The organism is Trueperella bialowiezensis (assembly GCF_900637955.1).
Lineage (GTDB): Bacteria > Actinomycetota > Actinomycetes > Actinomycetales > Actinomycetaceae > Trueperella > Trueperella bialowiezensis.
Genome location: NZ_LR134476.1, coordinates 1,556,367 through 1,575,108 on the forward strand (window position 1 = coordinate 1,556,367; position 18,742 = coordinate 1,575,108).

At 61.5% G+C, this 18,742-nt stretch carries 16 protein-coding genes; 5 read left to right on the forward strand and 11 right to left on the reverse strand.

Features of this window, described 5'->3' with window-relative positions; translation table 11 throughout:
• Window positions 1-39 precede the first annotated feature (39 nt).
• Window positions 40-2,802 carry a preprotein translocase subunit SecA gene (gene secA / locus EL234_RS07045; protein WP_126416788.1) on the forward strand — a complete coding sequence of 921 codons (2,763 nt, stop codon included), beginning with the start codon at window positions 40-42 and terminating at the stop codon, window positions 2,800-2,802.
• Here secA and EL234_RS07050 read toward each other — a convergent pair.
• Both EL234_RS07050 and EL234_RS07055 read right to left on the reverse strand, forming a co-directional pair.
• A complete protein-coding gene (locus EL234_RS07050; RefSeq protein WP_126416789.1) occupies window positions 2,799-3,347 on the reverse strand; it encodes an Rv3235 family protein in 549 nt (182 codons plus the stop codon). The two genes, secA and EL234_RS07050, sit on opposite strands and share 4 nt — an antisense overlap.
• Entirely contained in the window at window positions 3,347-3,907 is a 561-nt protein-coding gene (locus tag EL234_RS07055) for a LysM peptidoglycan-binding domain-containing protein (RefSeq protein WP_164712435.1), read from the reverse strand. Before EL234_RS07055 ends, EL234_RS07050 begins: the two co-directional genes overlap by 1 nt.
• 143 nt (window positions 3,908-4,050) lie before the next feature.
• Here EL234_RS07055 and EL234_RS07060 point away from each other — a divergent pair, with 143 nt between their 5' ends.
• Window positions 4,051-4,629 (forward strand): hypothetical protein, encoded by a 579-nt coding sequence (locus tag EL234_RS07060; RefSeq protein ID WP_126416791.1) that lies wholly within the window; start codon window positions 4,051-4,053, stop codon window positions 4,627-4,629.
• On the opposite strand, the gene EL234_RS07065 is transcribed toward EL234_RS07060, so the two are convergent.
• Window positions 4,626-4,835 carry a helix-turn-helix domain-containing protein gene (locus tag EL234_RS07065; protein WP_126416792.1) on the reverse strand — a complete coding sequence of 70 codons (210 nt, stop codon included), beginning with the start codon at window positions 4,833-4,835 and terminating at the stop codon, window positions 4,626-4,628. The genes EL234_RS07060 and EL234_RS07065 overlap by 4 nt on opposite strands.
• 105 nt (window positions 4,836-4,940) lie before the next feature.
• On the opposite strand from EL234_RS07065, the gene EL234_RS07070 reads away from it, so the two are divergent.
• The 3 genes from EL234_RS07070 to EL234_RS07080 are packed head-to-tail and all read left to right on the forward strand — an operon-like array spanning window position 4,941 to window position 7,096.
• Window positions 4,941-5,516, forward strand: a complete 576-nt coding sequence (locus tag EL234_RS07070) for an SAF domain-containing protein (protein WP_126416793.1) — start codon at window positions 4,941-4,943, stop codon at window positions 5,514-5,516.
• On the forward strand, window positions 5,513-6,622 hold the full coding sequence (locus EL234_RS07075) for a hypothetical protein (protein ID WP_126416794.1): 1,110 nt from the start codon (window positions 5,513-5,515) through the stop codon (window positions 6,620-6,622). Before EL234_RS07070 ends, EL234_RS07075 begins: the two co-directional genes overlap by 4 nt.
• Before the next feature lie 9 nt (window positions 6,623-6,631).
• A complete protein-coding gene (locus EL234_RS07080) occupies window positions 6,632-7,096 on the forward strand; it encodes a DUF6912 family protein (protein WP_126416795.1) in 465 nt (154 codons plus the stop codon).
• Here EL234_RS07080 and EL234_RS07085 read toward each other — a convergent pair.
• Genes EL234_RS07085 through EL234_RS07120 form a run of 8 tightly spaced genes read right to left on the reverse strand, consistent with a single transcriptional unit; the run spans window position 7,093 to window position 18,721 of the window.
• Window positions 7,093-10,140 (reverse strand): AAA family ATPase, encoded by a 3,048-nt coding sequence (locus tag EL234_RS07085; RefSeq protein ID WP_126416796.1) that lies wholly within the window; start codon window positions 10,138-10,140, stop codon window positions 7,093-7,095. The two genes, EL234_RS07080 and EL234_RS07085, sit on opposite strands and share 4 nt — an antisense overlap.
• Entirely contained in the window at window positions 10,127-11,320 is a 1,194-nt protein-coding gene (locus EL234_RS07090) for an exonuclease SbcCD subunit D (protein ID WP_126416797.1), read from the reverse strand. Before EL234_RS07090 ends, EL234_RS07085 begins: the two co-directional genes overlap by 14 nt.
• Window positions 11,317-12,123: a histidinol-phosphatase gene (gene hisN, locus EL234_RS07095; RefSeq protein ID WP_126416798.1), complete on the reverse strand. Its 807-nt coding sequence runs from the start codon at window positions 12,121-12,123 to the stop codon at window positions 11,317-11,319. Before hisN ends, EL234_RS07090 begins: the two co-directional genes overlap by 4 nt.
• Window positions 12,124-12,144: 21 nt before the next feature.
• The gene (gene rsgA, locus EL234_RS07100; RefSeq protein ID WP_126416799.1) at window positions 12,145-13,173 is read right to left on the reverse strand and encodes a ribosome small subunit-dependent GTPase A; all 1,029 of its coding nucleotides are present in this window, start codon (window positions 13,171-13,173) and stop codon (window positions 12,145-12,147) included.
• Entirely contained in the window at window positions 13,163-14,449 is a 1,287-nt protein-coding gene (gene aroA, locus EL234_RS07105) for a 3-phosphoshikimate 1-carboxyvinyltransferase (protein WP_126416800.1), read from the reverse strand. Before aroA ends, rsgA begins: the two co-directional genes overlap by 11 nt.
• On the reverse strand, window positions 14,446-14,919 hold the full coding sequence (locus tag EL234_RS07110; RefSeq protein ID WP_126416801.1) for a DoxX family protein: 474 nt from the start codon (window positions 14,917-14,919) through the stop codon (window positions 14,446-14,448). Before EL234_RS07110 ends, aroA begins: the two co-directional genes overlap by 4 nt.
• Window positions 14,920-14,963: 44 nt before the next feature.
• Window positions 14,964-17,954 (reverse strand): alpha/beta fold hydrolase, encoded by a 2,991-nt coding sequence (locus EL234_RS07115; RefSeq protein WP_126416802.1) that lies wholly within the window; start codon window positions 17,952-17,954, stop codon window positions 14,964-14,966.
• The gene (locus EL234_RS07120) at window positions 17,954-18,721 is read right to left on the reverse strand and encodes a FadR/GntR family transcriptional regulator (protein WP_126416803.1); all 768 of its coding nucleotides are present in this window, start codon (window positions 18,719-18,721) and stop codon (window positions 17,954-17,956) included. Before EL234_RS07120 ends, EL234_RS07115 begins: the two co-directional genes overlap by 1 nt.
• Window positions 18,722-18,742 lie beyond the last annotated feature (21 nt).

Genomic DNA, 18,742 nt, shown 5'->3' on the forward strand with positions numbered 1-18,742 from the left:
TTGGCTGTAGACTGTTCGGAGCTTAGACGAGGAGCGAACGTGCGCAAACTTATCGATAAGATTCTGCGAGCTGGCGAAGGGCGCCTGCTGAAGAAGCTTGAGAAGATCACCGATCAGGTGAACGAACTGGAAAGCATTTTCCAGGAGATGAGCGATGATGAGCTCAAGGCGCAAACCGACGAGTTCCGCAAGCGGTATCACGACGGCGAATCACTCGACGATCTTCTTCCGGAAGCCTTTGCTGTGGTGCGGGAAGCCTCGGTGCGTACGCTTGGCCAGCGGCACTATGACGTACAGATCATGGGTGGTGCAGCGCTCCATCTGGGCAATATTGCGGAAATGAAAACCGGTGAAGGTAAGACGCTCGTGGCCACCTTGACCGCCTACCTTAACGCGATCCCTGGTAAGGGCGTGCACGTGGTGACAGTCAATGACTACCTTGCTTCCTACCAGTCGGAGCTTATGGGGCGCGTGTACCGGTTCTTGGGCATGACCACCGGGTGTATCACCTCCGGGCTCACTCCTGACACGCGCCGTGAACAATACGCGTGCGATATTACCTATGGCACGAACAACGAGTTCGGATTCGACTACCTGCGTGACAACATGGCGATGAGCCTCGATAATCTCGTGCAGCGCGGCCACCACTATGCGATCGTGGACGAGGTGGATTCGATTCTTATCGACGAGGCGCGTACCCCGCTCATCATTTCGGGGCCGGCTGAAGGCGATGCGAACAAGTGGTATTCGATGTTCGCGCAGGCGATGAATCATCTCAAACGGGATATCGACTACGAGGTCGATGAAAAGAAACGCAACGTGGGTATCCTCGAGCCGGGCATCGAAAAGATCGAAGACATGCTGGGGATCGACAACCTGTACGAATCAGCAAACACCCCGCTCATCGGCTACCTCAACAACGCGATTAAAGCCAAGGAGCTGTTTACTCGCGATCAGGACTACATTGTGACCGACGGCGAAGTGCACATCGTTGATGAGCACACCGGGCGCGTACTACCCGGGCGGCGTTACAGCGAGGGTATGCACCAGGCGATCGAAGCTAAAGAGGGCGTGCAGATCAAGGCCGAAAACCAGACGCTTGCTACGATCACGTTGCAGAATTACTTTCGCTTGTATGAGAAGTTGTCGGGCATGACGGGTACGGCGGAAACGGAAGCCGAAGAATTTGCGTCGACGTACGATATCGGCGTCGTACCTATTCCAACAAACATGCCCATGCAACGCGAAGATAAGACTGACCTGGTGTATCCCACCATGAACGGCAAGTTCAACGCGATCGTGGAGGACATCAAAGAGCGCTACCAGAAGGGGCAGCCGGTGCTCGTGGGTACGGCGTCGGTGGAAAACTCCGAGTACCTGTCGACACTGCTGAAGAAGGCGAGAATCCCGCATGCCGTGCTCAACGCGAAGCAGCACGAGCGTGAAGCTCAAGTGGTGGCCATGGCCGGGCGGAAGCATGCGGTGACTGTGGCAACCAACATGGCCGGCCGTGGTACGGATATCATGCTCGGCGGAAACGCGGAGCACATCGCCGTCGATCTCATGGCCGCGCGTGGGCTCGATCCTGAGGAGAACGCGGAAGAATACGAAAGCGTGTGGCCGGAGGTTCTCGCGGAAGCGCAGGCCAAGGTAAAGGCGGAGCATGACGAGGTTGTGGAGCTGGGCGGCCTGTACGTGCTCGGCTCGGAACGCCACGAATCGCGGCGTATCGATAACCAGTTGCGTGGCCGATCAGGACGTCAGGGTGATCCGGGCGAATCGCGGTTCTATCTCTCGCTCGACGACGACCTCATGCGCCTGTTTGGTAACACGCGGGCGACCGCGGCGTTCAAGAATGGTCCGGAAGATGAGGCGCTGGATTTCAAGATCCTATCCTCGGCTATCGAACGGGCCCAGACTCAGATTGAGTCGCGTAACGCGGAGACGCGCAAGAACGTGTTGAAATACGACGACGTGATGAACGAACAGCGTACGGTCGTGTATGCCGAACGGCGGCGGATTCTCGAAGGTGAAGACGTGGCCGATCAGATCGGTTCGTTCATGGACTTCGTTGTTGACGACGTCGTCAACCTGCACGCTCAAGGGCCTGCCGACGAGTGGGACATGCATGCGATGTGGACGGACGTCAAGGGTATTTATAAGCCGAGCTTCTCAGCCGAAGAGCTCGTTGACGCTCATGGCGGGATCGACTCGCTCAGCCGTGACACGCTGCGCGCCGAGCTACGCGAGGACATGCAGGCCGTTTACGACGAGCGAGAAGACGAGCTTGGTAGCGACAAGATGCGCAACATCGAACGCCAAGTGTTGCTCACCGTGTTGGATCGTAAGTGGCGGGAACATTTGTATGAGATGGACTATCTCAAAGAGGGCATCGGCCTGCGTGCGATGGCGCAGCGTAACCCGCTGGTCGAATACAAGCAGGAAGGCTACCTGCTGTTCCAACAGATGAACGATTCGATTCGGGAAGAGACCGTTCGTCATCTCATGAACTTTGAGACCCCGTCGGAGAAGATGGCTCGCGAGGCCGTTGAGGCGGCGAAGAACGCGGCGCTGAGCGGAGTAGATGCCGGTGGCAGTGCTTTCATTGGGCAAAAGCAGGCGGTTAAGAAACAGCCGGTCAAGAAGAAGGCAACCACATCTGAGCAAGCGTTGCCCATGAAGAAGCCGGAGCCGACGAAGAAGCTCACTTACTCGAATGCCCAGTCAAATCCACAGGCGGGGATGAATCGTGCGCAGCGTCGGGCCGCGAAAAAGCGGTCGAAGCAGCGTGGTAAGCGTTAGATAATCTCGAGAGCCGTGGCGTGCCAGCGTGATCGGCGTACCTCGAGGCGCACGGCGGCCGCACGGATTTTGGTGCCATCGAAAATAACTAGGGATGTTTCTGCCACGCCTTCGCGCGGTATACACACGACGACCTTCTTCACGTGCGGTGGCAGGCATTTTTCTGCCCGTCCGTTAATGCGCTGGCCAAGACCAGCCCGCCGCACGAATGCTTCATAGACTGCCGGATGGAGCCAGGTTTGTAGTTGGCGTACTGGCCGGTGGCCAAGAAGCGCTTCGACTGCCTGCTTGATAAGCGTGGCTGCGAACCTGTCTGGTGGTGGTAGTTGCGTGCCGGGTTCGACGCTGCGGTCAGCAAAAATGGAGGTCGTGACTTTCGGGGATGCGAACGCTACGCGGTCAAAACGCTGCGGGAGCGACGAATCCAACATCGGCGTGGCCAGCGCAGGACCGTCGACCTTGTAGGGTTGCGCCGGAGGCCGGCTTGATGGCGGCGGCACTGTGACGGCCAGCGGGGCAAGTTGGGCGGCAGTGTTTGCTGACATTACGGCATCCTTAATTGTTGACCGGGATAGATGAGATTGGGATCCTCGACGACGTCAAGGTTTGCTTCCCACAGTTGCTCGACAAGTTCGGTAGTCTCGGCGGCGTTGTGGGGTTCGTAGTGGTCGACAGCGATCGACCACAGGCTCTCACCGGGGGAGACTGTGTGGTGTGATGGTGTTGTGTGCGGTGGTGCTGTTGTGTGCGGTAAGTCTTGTGACGAGTCCAGTGGTGCTGTAGTTCGCGGTGGCGTGTGCTTTGCTCGCTGGTGTCCTGCCGGCGCGTGCACCACAGCAGACTCTACAGCCGGCGCATCAGCACCCCAGCTGAGATCGACGGTGTCGGCCAGTGCGGGAGTGGTGATGAGGCTGGTGGCAGCAAGGGTTTTGATGAAGGGCGGGCCCCATCGGGCAACTGCTGCGCGTATGCCGGCGTGCTTGGCATACCGGCCGTAGACGTAAGCGAGCGCCGAGATCAGATACCATGCCGCGATGAATGCGAGCGTGCCGGCTGCGGCCAGCTCGAGCAGGCTCTGAAGCTGCGCGGTGGGCGAGTGCTGCACGAAAGCCTCCGATCGTGTTGTTTGATGTTGTTTGATGGTCTATGAGAAAGTATGAGTGCGTTTGTGTGGGGCGGCGAGTGGGTATACCCGGTATCCCGCTGTGTGAGAAAACAGCCCACGTGAAGTGCGCTAGGTTTACCACCATGACGTGGGAAATTTTGGCGCACGATATCGCGGCTCGGATCGAACAGGAAGAGCGCGATGAGTTGTTGGCAGAAGCTGACGAACTTGCACAAGCCGAAAGTGCTACTCAGCTATTTGCCGATCGGATCCGCGCCTTTGCGGGCCGACGTATCGTCGTGTATCTCGCCGGTCAGGGTAAGCTGACCGGCACGGTGGGTACCTCTGGCGAGGGCTGGTTCCTGTTAATCGGTGGTACTACCCAGCACATTGTACGAATAGCTGCAGTGACGCGAGTGCAAGCGGCAAATTATGCGCGCGAAGCAGCCGAGGGGATACCCGTGTCACTTGCGTCAATGTTGCGGGAATTGCGCGGCTCGCACGTGACGATAACGTGCTCGGACGGCGTCGTCGCTGGAACGGTGACCGATGTGGGGCGTGATTTCGTGACCGTTATCGACGACGCCGAAAGCCGGCGTGGTTCGTATGCGCGGCAGTGGGAACCCGTCTATGAGGTTGACGTGCCAGCATACGAGGATGCGGTGGCGATCCCATTTTCTGCCGTGTCACATATCAGCCAAACGTTGGCGAATAGACGTTAGAGAGATTCGCCTTCTGCGATCTTGCGCCGGGTGGTTTCGTAACCGCGTTCAACATATTCGGCGAGTTTGGTCTCTTCAATGCGCCACTGGCCGCGCCCTCCAACTTGGATCGCGGGTAACTCACCGTTCTTGATAAGAGTACGGATCTGCCCAGCGGAAACGTTGAGGTATTCTGCCACGTCAGCGATTGTTAAGAATCTAGCCATAGCTCAATACTGTCACTATTTTTGGACGTCGAGCAAAGTTGTCAACAGTTGGCGAACCTGTGGAGAACCTCATCACGTTCCGCGTGTTTTTGGGAGTCTAGGACCATGACTAGATTGACACCGTGGAAGGATCCGCGCCTTGCCATAGGGATTGTTCTGATCGCTGGAGGCGGGCTTGCTGGCTCGCTGCTACTCAGTGGAGAGGAGACGATACCCGTGTTGCGCGCAAGTCAGCCGATCGCGGCGGGAACGCCTGTGGACCACAGTCAGTTCACGATCGCAGAGCTTCCAAAGAGTGTGGGCTCAGCCTACGTGCTGAACGGCGAGCTTGCCGACGGCGCGATTGCGGCGCATTCTGTTGGCGAGGGAGAGTTATTGGCACATTCGGCGTTGACGGGCGAGCACGACGGCGTCGACCTCGCCGTCCCACTGCTCGCCGAGCTGCCGGCCTCCATTGAGATTGGCGATAGCGTTGAAGTGTGGCGTGTGCGCGCTGCACAGTTTGACGAGCAGGCGCAGGCGCATCGTATTGCTGGCGGGGCAGTGGTGATTGCCGTGGAGCCGCCCAGTACGACAGGCGTGACAAAAGCGCATATTCGGGTGGCGCCCGCTGATGTTCCTGCAATTCTGGAAGTGCTCGGCACGCAAGATGGTCTCGTGCTAGTGGGTGATGCGCGGTGATTTTACTGTGTTTGCCTGATGGCCGCGACGAGGAGGTTATCAACCATCTGGCCAGTTTTGATCGTTCGGATCTAGTTGCGCGTAGCTGTGCTGATCTAGCTGAAGTGACAGCCGGAGTGGATGCCGGGCTGGCAACGACCGTGCTCGTCTCCGGTGATCTTGACGGCCTCGATCTTTCCCTCGTGAACCGATGGCAGGCGCGCGGCGTGCGGGTGGGGATTGTTCCGGGGCGTATGCCGCCACGCAGGATTCGTGCGCTTGGCGCTGAGGCGGTTGCGGACATTCCAGCTTTCTTGATGGAGCGTGCTGAGGAGGTGGGGCAGGCGCCGTCTCATCACGGCAAACAGATCGTCGTATGGGGCCCTGGCGGTTCAACGGGAAGATCGGCATTGGTCCGTGATCTGGCGAGTGTTGCCGACGACGTTTTAGTGGTCGACGCCGACACGCAGCGGCCCGCATTAGCACAGCTGTACGGAGTGGAGGAGACCTCTGCGATTGTGGCCGTGGCTAGGCATATTGAACGCGGGCAAGATCCGCGTGACATGCTGGACTCGGCCCTGGTTGATATTCCTGCCGCATGCCGGGCCGCGCAGGCACAACGAGCTATGTTTCTTGCCGGGCTCAACACGGGGGAGCGGTGGCGGGAACTGCCGCGCGTCGTCGTGGATCGCATGTGGGAACCGCTGGCTGAACAAGCTGGGCACATCATTATCGACCTGTCTGGCGGGATGGATGGGCGTGCGCAGCGGGAAGACCGGCACGCCGTTACGCGCTCGGCGCTGGCCGCGGCTGACGTTGTTCTACATGTTGGCCGCGGAAGCCCGGTGGGGCTGCGCCGGTTCATTGAACATGTGGACTCCGTGGGCGAGCAGATTCCGAAGCAACATGGGGTGATCCTGGCTGCGGCTAAAGCGCTCGGTGTGGACGGGAAGGCGAAAGCGAAGGCGCTTGTGGCCGATTCGCCGATTCCGTGCACGATCATCAACTCCGATCAGGATCGCCTCGATGAGTGCGAGCTTACGGCCAAGGCCATGCCGCGGGCTTATCCCAGGTCTGCATATTCTGCGGGCATACGCAGGCTGTGGCAGCAGTTGATCAGCGATTAGAATGGGCGCATGCGCATCTACATTCCGTTGGAACCAGCCGATTTGCAGTCAGATATTTCCCCGCGCCTCGTTCACGGCGTCACACCGCAACTGAAAAGCGCGGTTCCCCACGAAGACGCCGAAGGCTGGGAAATGATCGCCACGCTCGCCGCCGCAGACGATTCTTTCCGGCGCTTACGAGATGCTGTCCAACAGCTCGGCGACGCCGCGAACCCATTGCGCCGCATGCTCTGCGTTGCCGAGGTGGCGGATACGGTGGTGGCTCCCGCCGATCAGCTGCCGACGGCCCTGACACTGTCGGAGCCTGTGAGCTGGGACGACGTCGAAACGATCCTCATCGATGAGCCCGGGTACGACGACCTCATCCAACGCGCCCTTGATGGAGACGAGCAGGCGTTCATCGCATCGGGTGACATCGACTTGCTGTGGTACGACGTCGTGGAGCGTTCCGATCTTGCCGCCGAACTGCGCTAGTTTCCTGCGATGACGGCGAGCGTGGAACCGCCGTCCGGTAGTGGCCGAACGCTCACCCGGTCACTGATCATAGATTTAAGTTCGTCAACGTGACTGACGATGCCGACCGTGCGCCCGCCTTTGCGTAGCTTTCCGAGCGTGTCCATGATTGATTGGAGATACTCCGATGACAGCGAGCCGAAACCCTCGTCAATAATGAGTGTTTCCATGCGAATACCACCGTTTTCGGCCTGGACAACCTCGGATAGCGCGAGCGCCAAGGCCAATGACGTGTAGAACGTTTCCCCGCCGGAGAGCGTGCCGATTCCGCGCCGGTGATCGCCGCGTGGCCCGGAATCGTGGTGGATGATCTCCAACCCCAAGCCGGTTTTACGTTCGCCGTCGGCGTCGTCGGTACGGGCGAGCTCGTAGCGGCCGAAAGAGAACTCGCGCAGGTGTTCGTTGGCGCGGTCAACGATCTGTTCGAAGCGGCGCAGGAGCACCCACGTGGATAGCCGAATCTTCGATAGTGACTGTGATTCGGCGTTGGCGATGCTCGATAGGCGCAGTGCGGGCCCTGCGTTGGCAACTGCCTGCTTCCACGTGTTGTGTTCTTTCGTGATTTTCTTGCGCAACCGGGCTGAGGCAGAAGAGCGGTTCTCGGCAAGCGTGTGAGCCCGTTGGGCTTCTTGGTACTCGCGGTCAGCCTCAATCTCGGCCTGCTGGGCCCCGGCCACGTCCGGCTCTTCGGTGCCCGTAACGTCAGCAAAACGCTTATCCGCCAGCTGGGCCTGCACGGCTGCGACGGCCTTGTCATGTTCGCTGATGGCCGCTTCTGCCTGGGCGAGCGCCTCGGCCGCCAGGAATCCGGCGCGTGCTTGACCAGCGTCCAGACCAGCCGCATCGAGAGCCTCGTGCGCCTGCACGCGCGCCGTGTCGTAGGCGCGGGCACGTTCACCAATGAGCTGCCCGCGTGCCCGCAGTTCGCTCAGCTCCGACTCTTTTGCAAGCAGATCGGCGCGAAGCGCCGCCACGGACTCATGGCTGCCACGTGCCTGTGCGACGGCGGCCGAATCGTCTGCCAAACTCTTCGCGGCGATCGCGTTTCGCTCGTTGAGCGCTCTGAGGTCTTGTTGCAGCTGTGCAAGCTGCTTTTCGCGTTGCTGGTGAGCACGTTCACGCTCGACCCGTTGACCGAGCAGCTTGGTCTCGAGTTTTTTCGCGGCCTGCGCTGAGGCGAGCTGCTGGGATGCGGTGTCAATCTGCTGGTCGACGTCGGCCAGCTCGGCCGAGCCAGTCACGTTGCGAAGCTCTTCTTCGTTGCCCTTGAGCTTGGCATGATCGTTTGCGGCTACCTCGAGCTCCTTGGCCAGCGGCGCGAGTGCTTCTTCTGCGGCCTGCACGTCAGCGAGCGTGGCAGACTCGGCACCCGGCGTAGCCGGGTGTGGATGCGACACCGAACCACAAACAGGGCACGGTTCGTTTTCCACAAGTTCCTCGGCAAGGTTCGCCGCGGTCGACTCCCGCCACAGATCAGTCAGAGCGCGCACGCGAACAAGCTGCTCGCGGTGTTGACTATCGGCGCGTTCGTGGCGCTCGCGAGCCTTGGCCACCTGGTCGCTTACACGCGCCAAATTTTCCAGCTGGGTGCGCAAGGCTTGCAACGTGTTCAACTCGGCCTCGCGGGCGGGTGCCGTCTCGCCGTCAGCACGAGCAGCGGCCACCTGCTTATCCAATACGGCAAGCTGCTCGGGAAAGGCCTCTAGTTCGCGGTTGAGTTTTGCAATATCCTGACCGAGCTTGTCGGCGTCGGTGGTGAGCGCGGCGAGTTCGGCACGACGCCGCTCGAGGCCCTCTTCGAGCACGACGACGGCGTCCAACGCCCCCGCCTTCTTCGTCAGCTTGCCGATCTCGGTGCCGGTTGTCGTGACAAGTTCGTCGGCAAGCACGGCGAGGCGATCCACGTTGCCGGCCTCGATCGCCGCTACAAGATCCCCGGCACCATCGGGCAATCCCGTGGTGGCAGACTCAAGCGCTGCGCGAGCCGCGTCTGCCGAGTCGAGCCTGTCGACGGCGGTGGCCACTTTGTGATGCAGGGCCACACGCTCGCGAAGCTCGCTGATGTTGTCAGCCTGCGCGGAAAGCTCGTCACGCCGAGCCTTCAGCGTGGCAAGATCGGTCAGGGCGCGCCGGAGCTCCTCAGCTTTCTGACGCTTTTGTACAGCGCTGTCATAGGTTTGTTTCGCCTTGGTAGCAAGCGTTTTCGCCGCCGCGCTCTGCCCAGCGAGCTCGGCATCTGCCTTGGCAATAAACGTGAGCGGAGTGTCGTCGTCAACGTCCGTAAAAGCTAGATTTTCGACGTCGAACTTCTCGGCAAGCCCGTCAATGTCACACCAGGCGTGTAAGGCCCGTTCGGCCTCGGCTTGTGCCGCGGTGACGTCAGCTTGCGCGGCGTCGGCGGCCTTCTTGAGCTCGAGAGCAAACGTCCGGTAATCCTCGGTATCAAACAGGGTTTCAAGCAGTGCGGAACGCTCTGTGGAACTGAGCCGCAAAAACTGGGCGAACTGTCCTTGCGGCAGCACGATAGTTTGCACGAATTGTTTCCTGGTCAGGCTCAGTAGCGGGCTGAGGGCCTCGCCGACGTCGCGTGCACCGGAAGCGATGTGTTCGCCGGCAGGATCGTCGTCGCCCAACACCGCCTCGGAAAGCCGCCATAGATTCGCTGTGCTCGCAACGGGTGTGGTGCCTTCGCCGCGCTTCTTTTTGCGCTGCCAGGCCGGGCTACGCCGGACTCGATAAATACCAGAAGGCAGAGTGAAAATGAGGTCGGCGTAAGATTCCGTGCGATCATCGGCATAGGCGGAACGAATGCGCGAGTCGTCAGATTCGTCGCCGGCCACTTTCCCGTAGAGCGCAAAAACAATCGCATCAATAATGGATGATTTGCCGGCGCCGGTTGGCCCATCGAACAGGAACAGGCCACTGGCCATCAGCTCATCAAAGTTAATGAGGTGCTTACCAGGAAATGGCCCTAACGCGCTGAACTCTAACCTACGAAACTGCATGAGCCTGCCTTACTGCATCCCACGTGTCCGCGATCAGGGAAAGTTCGACCTCGGTGAGCTTGCGCCCGCCCGATGTTTCAAAAAATTCGCGTAGCACGGCAAGCGGTTCGCTACGGATCGCTTCGAGCTCTGCCAGCGAGACGGCGGTCGAATCGGTCAAATGCTGATGTTCGAGCACGTGCGGAAAATGCCGCGTGAGTTTCGCAAACAGGTCGGCTGGCCGGTCCGGATCGGTGACGATCACGCGTAAGAAATGATCGCGGTAGTCGGCGAACTTATCGGACAGGAGCTCCTCGAGCGTGCCGGTGATCGTGGCCAGCTTGCGGTACACAGGAGCTGGAATCAATTCGATAGGATCCTTGGCCTGAGTATCCACAATCACCGACGACTTGCGATGGTTCTGCTCCGAAAATGAAAACGCAATCGGCGAGCCCGAATAGCGGATGAGCGGCTGGCCATCTGCACGGTTCGGGCCGCCCACGCGCTGCGGGCCATGCAGGTGACCAAGCGCAACATAGTCGATACCCGGTATGTCAAACAGCGACGCCGGTATCTGCCCCGCACCGCCCACCGTGATGTCACGTTCAGAATCGGATTCTTCCGCGCCAACCACGAAGGCGTGCGCCATGACGATGCCATAGGGGCGCTTCTGGCCGCCGCCATTAGTCCGCGCAGCCAGATCCGTGCGAATGTTGTCGAGCACTTTACCCACCACCGCGGTGTGGCTGCGCTCGAGCGGTTCGGCCGGATCGTCGGCAAGCCGGGCGCGTTCGGCGTCGGGATCCAAATAGGGGATGGGATAGACGTAGGCACCCGGATTGCCTTCTGAATCCGGGATCACCACCGGAATGTGTGCTCGGCGGGAATCAGTATAAAAGTGCAGGCCCGGGCGCATGAGATTGGCACCAAATCCCAAGCGCTGCGGCGAATCGTGATTGCCGGAAATAATAATGACGCGCGTGTGCTCACAGGCCCTCGCGAGCGTGTCGGATAGCAGCTCCACCATGTCAACCGGCGGAATGCCGCGGTCATACACGTCGCCAGAAATAAGCAGCGCGTCGATGTCCTGCGTGGCTACAAGTTCCACCACGTGATCAGTCCACGCTTCAAACGCGGGCGTCAGATCGGCCCCGTGCAGTCGCCTGCCCAGGTGCCAATCCGAGGTGTGAAGGAATCTCATGCGTCGTCGTCGCGAACAGAGTCAAGAATCTCGAGCGCCGCGCTGTGCAGGCGCCCGTTGGACGCAATCGCGTTGCCACCCCACGGGCCGTCCGTGCCATCGAGCGACGTGAACCTACCGCCGGCCTCCGTAACGATCGGAACGAGTGCGGCCATGTCGTACAGTTCCAGCTCCGGTTCGGCCGCCACGTCAACGGCACCCTCTGCTACGAGCATGTACGACCAGAAATCACCGTAGGCGCGTGTACGCCAGCAGCTTTGTGCCAAGCGCATGAAACCGCGCAGCTGATTGCGCTGGCTCCATCCGCCCAGCGAGGAATAGGAAAACGAGGCGTCTTCAATCTTGTGAACGTTCGACACGCTGAGGCGGCGCGCACTCGTGGCCGACCTGCCGTTATAGGCGCCCAGTCCCTTGGCCGCATACCAGCGCTGTTTAAGTGCGGGCGCGGAGACGATACCAAGCACGATCTCGCCCTTTTCCTCCAACGCGATCAGCGTGGCCCACACGGGCACGCCACGCACAAAGTTCTTCGTGCCGTCAATCGGGTCGATGATCCACCGCCGCCCGGACACGCCAGTTTCGCCTTCCTCTTCCCCGAGGATCGCATCGCGTGAGCGGAACTGGCCGAGCATGTCACGAATGAGCCGTTCAGCGCCGCGATCGGCGTCCGATACGGGGCTCATGTCTGGTTTTGTTTCAACGGTGAGATCGGCTGCGCGGAAGCGCTGCATCGTGAAGACGTCAACGCGGTCGGCGATCCCGAGCGCGACTTGCAGATCATCAGAGTAGCGTGGAATGTTCATGTCTCCAGCATAGACGGCTTTTTACGCCCAGTCCGGTTCCATCGCCGTGCGGGAGGCGAGTAGCCTACGAAACGAGTCGACGCGTGCGCGTAACCGGCCGTCGCTCGCCTGGGCGAGTGCGTCGTCGAACGCGCAGTCGATCGAGGCGTCCGCGTGTTCGCAGCCGCGCGGGCAGTCATCTGCGATCTCTTGCAGGTCAGGGAAGCCGCGGAGGAGATCTTCGGGCTCCACGTGGGCGAGGCCAAACGTGCGCACGCCCGGAGTATCGATAACCACGCCGCCTTCGGCAAGCGGGAAGGCCATTGCGGAGGTCGAGGTGTGCCGCCCGCGGCCGGTGACTTCGTTGACATCTCCGGTTGCCCGGTCAGCAGCGGGCACGAGTTCGTTGATCAGGGTGGATTTGCCCACCCCGGAATGGCCGACGAGCACGGACACGTGACCTTCGAGCGCCTGCGCGATCTCGGTGATCTCCGCCGTGCCAGCCACCTCATCAATCGCCGAGGTATAGATGTCCAGATCGAGCGGGGCGTAGAGGTCTTGCAAAGTGCTCGGATCGCCGAGGTCTTCTTTGGTCAGTAGCAGGATCGGGGTCATGCCGGCGTCGTAGGCAGCCACCAAGAGCCGGTCGATCATGCCCGGCCGCGGTTCTGGCTGCGCGATCGCCGTGACGATGACGAGCTGGTCAGCGTTCGCCACGATCACCCGTTCCGTTCCGGCAGCCTCGGTTTCTTCCGCCGAGCGCCGCAGGGCAGTACGCCGCTCGTCAACTTCGGTAATCCGCGCTAGCGTGTCCTTTCTGCCAGACAGATCGCCCGTCATCGCCACCACATCGCCGACGACGATCGCCCCGCGCGGCAACTCTTTCGCCTTCACGGCCGTCACCTTCGTGCCGTCGTCGAGCATTGTGACGTGATAGCGACCACGATCAACACGGAAGACGCGTCCGCGGCGGGCGTTCGAATAATCGGGCCGGATTTTCGTGCGGGGGCGCGAGCGTTTGCCCGGCCGCACGCGCACCCGCGGATCGTCGGTGCCGATGTCACGCCTCATGGTCGCAAGCTTCCCCAAAGGCGGCCGTCCACATGTTCGCAAACCCGGGCAGGGTTTTCGCCGTCGTGTCAATGTTGGTCACGCGTATCCCCGGGATACGCAGGCCGAGGATTGCGCCGAAGGTGGCCATGCGATGGTCGTCGTAAGACTCAATGACGGCGGCCCGGGTGGGCGTGCCCGTAATGACGAGGTCGTCGCCTTCTTCGCGAGCTGGCACTCCGACCTTGCCCAGTTCGGTGACGATGGCAGCCAGACGGTTGGTTTCGTGCCCGCGCAACTGGCCGATATTGCGTAGTCGGGAGGTGCCGGGTGCGAACGCGGCGACTGCGGCCACGGTCGGTACGAGCTCACCGACGTCGTTCATGTCGGCATCGTAGGGCACAAGCTGTTGCGGTCCAGTGACACTCAGAACGCCGTCGTCGAGCGATACGTGCCCGCCCATATCGGCGAAAATCTGCCGGTACGCATCCCCTGGTTGCGTGGTGTGTTCTGGCCAGCGGGGGACTGATACGCTGCCGCCGGTGACCATCGCGGCAGCAAGGAAAGCCCCCGCGTTTGATAGGTCCGGCTCGATCGTGACGTCCGGGAGGCGCGGAATCCCCGGCGTGACGATCCACCGGGTAGGTTCGGCGACGACGTCGATCCCCGCTTCGCGTAACACTGTGACGGTCATGTCGATGTGCGGCTGGGACGGTAGCGTGCCGCCCACGTGGCGCAGGTCGAGACCGCGAGTCATGCGTGGTGCGGCCAGCAGGAGCGCCGACACAAATTGGGACGACGCCGAAGCGTCAATCTCGAGCTGCCCGCCACTGACCTCGCCGGTGCCGCGGACCGTGATCGGAAGGACTGGCGCGCCGTCGTAGCTCGCCGCATCCACCTGCACACCAAGATCGCGCAACGCGCCCACAATTGCGCTCATCGGACGCACGCGGGCCGCAGGGTCGCCGTCGAACGTCACCGGCTCGCTGGCAAAGGCAGCAAGCGGCGGGATGAAACGCATGACTGTGCCAGCCAGCCCGCAGTCAACACGGCCGCCGCGAAACGCGCCGGGATGCACGGTCCATACCGTGTCGTCGTCGGAGCGTTCTATCGCGGCACCGAGTGCCTCGAGTGCGCCTGCCATGAGCTCGGTGTCGCGCGCCACGAGCGGATGATGGATGGTCGTCGGCTTATCGCCGAGCGCGGCGAGCACCAAGTATCTGTTAGTTAGTGATTTGGAACCGGGAAGTTCAACGGTTGCGGTAACGGTCTCACAGTGCGGAGCAGCCCACGTCACCGCCGCTCACCTGTGTGAACTCGCTCGGATACCGCTTCGGACGCGTTCTTTGCGATCTGCTGGGCGCGCCAACCAAGCGACGGCTTACCACCACGATCTTGGGACGCGATGAACGCTCCGCCGATCAGCCCGGCAGCCGAAATGAGCGCGGAAATCGAATCCCGCCGTTCGCGCCCTTCTTGAGTCCAAAACGGATTGCGAGCCAGCGAAATCGGAGCGTACATTGCCCCGAGTGCCAGAGCGGATGTGCGCGGCATTTTCCCGCGCGCAAGGCACAGCCCTGCAACAGTGAACGCCACGCCGGTGGCACGGGTGACGAGGTCGATTGAGGTCTTACTTGGTAGCGGCATGCCCACGGCGTCGAACGCTCGGTTGGCCGCTTCGCGGTGCTCTTCAGGATTCATGACGGCGTCAAGCCCGGAGGCGATGAACGGTGCGGCCAGCAAAGGGCGAGCGAGGGCAGTAATCATGTGCTTCTCCGATCCGGCAGGGTTTACGTGTGGTCGTTCACAGTCTACTGAAATATCGACGCCGGGATGCGCGTGAACCAGACCCCAGCCGTTTCCCGTTCCCACAGCATCGCCACGTCGCCATCGTCAAGCGCGGCTAGTGCCTGGTAGCCGTGGTGGCGCGGATTGATCGCACGTTCCACCCAGCGGCCATCGTCGAGTCGGTACACCGTGCCACAGCCCCGGTAGGGAAGCATGCGGGAGGCGTTCGCGAACACGAGCGCGCCGTCCGAGGTGACGGTGGCGGCGGGCTGGCAGAAAATTTCCCGCAACTGCGGATCTTCCACCACCTCAGCCCACGTATTGCCTGAATCGGTGGAGTATGTGCGCAGCACTCGCGGATGTTGGGAGCGGGAGAACATCTCTAGCCGCCCGCCCATCTCGACCAGCGCTGATTCCGTCATCGTCAGGCTCGGATCGGTAAACGTGCGCGGGTCTACGTGTTCTCCTGCCACGAGCCGGTCATCATTTGGCGACGGCCCGCGTTGCCAGGTGGCGCCGTCGTCGTCTGATAACAGCGTGGCCGCCGAGTGCTGCGTGCCATCTTCGGTCGAAAAGTAGCACGCCACAACCAGCCTGCCCGAAGCAAGCCGGATGCCGTTGCCTGGGCCTATCCCCAAAAAGGTCATCCACGGCTCTTTCACCTGGTCGGTGATCAGCCGCATGGGCGACCAGGTGGCGCCGTCGTCATCGGAGCTCCACACCCCAATATGCGCCGTCTTGTAGGCGAGCAGTTCGCTGTCGATGAGCACGTTTCCAGCAGGGGCTTCGTTCTTGGTGAGCGCCCCATCGGGGGAGACCTCCCAGTCGGTCGGGTTGCCGTCGGCATCGACGACGCCGGTGGGTGCGGCCGGCCACCTTCCCGGCAGGAAGTACTGCGTGCCGGCTGAGTCATGCAGCCACACGCCGCGCTCATCCATACCCGGGCCGGGGCGGGCGTTGAGCAGGCCCGTGTGTGCGGCGTAAAAATCGGCTAGCACGTGGATCGTGCCCGTGGAATCTTCCACGGCTGCCGCATCTGTGACAGCGACGCCGTCCGTGCCCTCACCCGGGAAACTCGCCACAACCTGCACAGGCTGCCAGGTAGCGCCGTCGTCGAACGAGCGGCGCAACACCAGATCGGTAGCGTTCGGGGCATCGTTGGGAAGGTCACGGCGGCGGTCGGCAAACGCAAGTAGGGTGCCGCGGCTCGTGCGGGTGAGCGCCGGGATCCGGTGGAAAGCTCCCGTGGGATAGGCATCAAAAACAGGCACCTGTGAAAGTGTAGGGCGACCAGCGAGCAACGCGATCTGCTGATCGGACAGCGGGCGGTAGATTCCGCCGCCGCCCACTTCACCCATGAGCCGGTGGCCGGCCAAATCCTGGCCGATGGCGAGCGCGGTGAACGCGGGCGCGGTGCCCGGTTCGTGGGCGTGCAGCCAGCCGTCCACCCAGATCTGAATGGCGCCGCGGGTGAAGGCCAGTGCCAGGTGATGCCAGCGTCCGTCGGACCAGTTGCCCTCGGCGAAAATTGTGCTGTCTCCCAAGTGGAGAACAATGCCGGCAGTGCCGTCGATCTCGGCGTGGAAAACGGGCATGGGCGCAGTGTTGTCTGCCTCAGAAACGCCCGCGGCCACAATCGTTCCGTACTGGCCCGGGCCGCGCACCCGGAACTTGGCATGAATAACCAGCTCGTCGAGTGCGCCTGCCATGGCCGCATCTCGATCCGAGAGGCGCATCGCCGCGAACGGCACGAGCGGACGCGGCAGGGGCGCGGCGTCGCGTACGCGAGTTGCTACGGCGTCGGGAGAACCAGCGGGAATGCTCAGCTCGGTGAGCCTGCCCTGCCGAACTGTGGGCGTGCCGGTCAGGCGAATCTCGCTCGCCCACACTTCGTAGCCGTCCAAGAAAACGCGGGTGTAGTCGCCTGCCACGATCGTGATCGCATGATCGCCGAGGATGTGTGCATCTTCGATGTCATAGTCGAAACCGGTACCCCACAGGCGCAGCGCGCCGTCGCGAACTGCGAGCGTCCAGCGCCCGTCATCGGCATCGCCCGTGAGCACAGGCCCAGTAGTGAAAGTGCCGGTGCACTGCCACGCGGGCAGCTGCCCTGTACTCGCTATAGGTGTGGAGGTAGTGCTGGTTGCTGAGGTGTAGCTGGCTGTGGGGGTGTAGCTGGCTGTGGGCGTGAGGTTAGTTGTCTGTGTGGCTGACGGCGTCGAACCGCCCTGGTGTACCCGCTCTAGGAAGCCGCGCACGAGGTGATCGAAAGCATCGGCGTCGTCGCGGCGCACGCAGTGGCCCGTACCAGGAAGTACCTGGCCCTCGATGTTCGCGTTGCCAAGCGCGCCGATCTCGTCCAGGCCGCGCTGGCCGAGAATCACGTCTGCGCTGTCGCCGGTCACGATGAGCGTGGGAACCGCCAGCTTTGGCACCCACGAACGCCAATCGGTGTAGCCGACCTCGCCAGTGGCCAGAAAGTCGAGATCCACCTGGAGTTTGCCAGCCAGCCAGCCGGCACGTTCGGCGCCTGGCCAGGCGGGATACTCCTGCCGATTCGCCTCCAACGCGGCAGCCGGATCGCGGCGAATTGCCAGTTGGGCGTCCACTGAGCGCGTTGCCGCCGCGGCGTAAGCATGCGCCTGCTCCGGGCTGAGCCACGCCGGATCCTCACCGATCACGCCCGCAAACAACTCCGGGCGCAGGGCTGCCAGCCGGGTAACAAGCGCGCCGCCCATCGAATGCCCGATTCCCACGGCCGGGCCGAACGCTTCTACAAGGCCGGCAACCGTGTCTTCCAACGCGGATAAGGCGGCGCTCATCGGATCGGCAAGTTCCGCCGTCGTCATGCGGCGAGATAGTCCGTGGCCCAAGGAATCAATCGAGGCAACCGTGTACTGGTCTGCCAAGCGGCATGCGAGATCGGCCAGTGCGGCCGCGCTATCTGTGACGCCGTGGCAGAGTATGACAAGTGGCCCGGAACCAACCCGGGTGTATGCAAGCGGTAAATCCATTAGTCCATTTCTAGCAGGCTGACAAGTGGTTCGTAGTGGTCGATCACAGCTTCTCGGTAGGCGCCCACGTCACCGTTTTGCGCGGTGATCAGCATGCGCTCGTGGGCGCGGGCCGTGAGCAACAAACTTTCGGCGGATTGCGGATCCAGTTCGGGAATGAACGTTTGGTGGATGAGCCACATGGCCGCATTCAGCTGAGAAAGCAGCTCGTTGTCGAGATAGGCCATGAGCCCCGAGTGGAATGCCATGTCTTCGTCCATGAACTTTTCGCCCCGCGTAGCTTTGGCAATCATTTTTTCGACCACCTTTTCCAGCTCTGGATTCGACGTGCCCTTCATTGCGGCCACGAGCGAATCGGCAACTCCAAGATCAAGGAACCGGCGCGTGCAGACCACTTGCCGTAAAGATTCGGTGCCCGAGCGGGCATCCAGTGCAAAACGGAGGACGAGGGTTTCTACCATCGGTTCAAGCGACATTTTCCCGACGAACGATCCGCGCCCCTGCTGCACGCGCACAATATCGAGCGCTTCCAGCTTACGAAGAGCTTCCCGAACCGAAGAACGGGAGACCTGTAGATCGGCGCACAGTGTGGCTTCGCTCGGCAGCGGGTCGCCGGGCTTGAGCTCATGATGGAGTATGTACGACTTGATTGCATCCATCGTGGCGAAAGAGCGGTTGACGGACGAAATCGGCTCGCGAGGCTTCTCCGACATCGTTGGCGGAGAGAACTTTTCTAAAAGCAGTTGCGCTGACTTGTCTGACAACATACGATTGATTGTACCCGATAT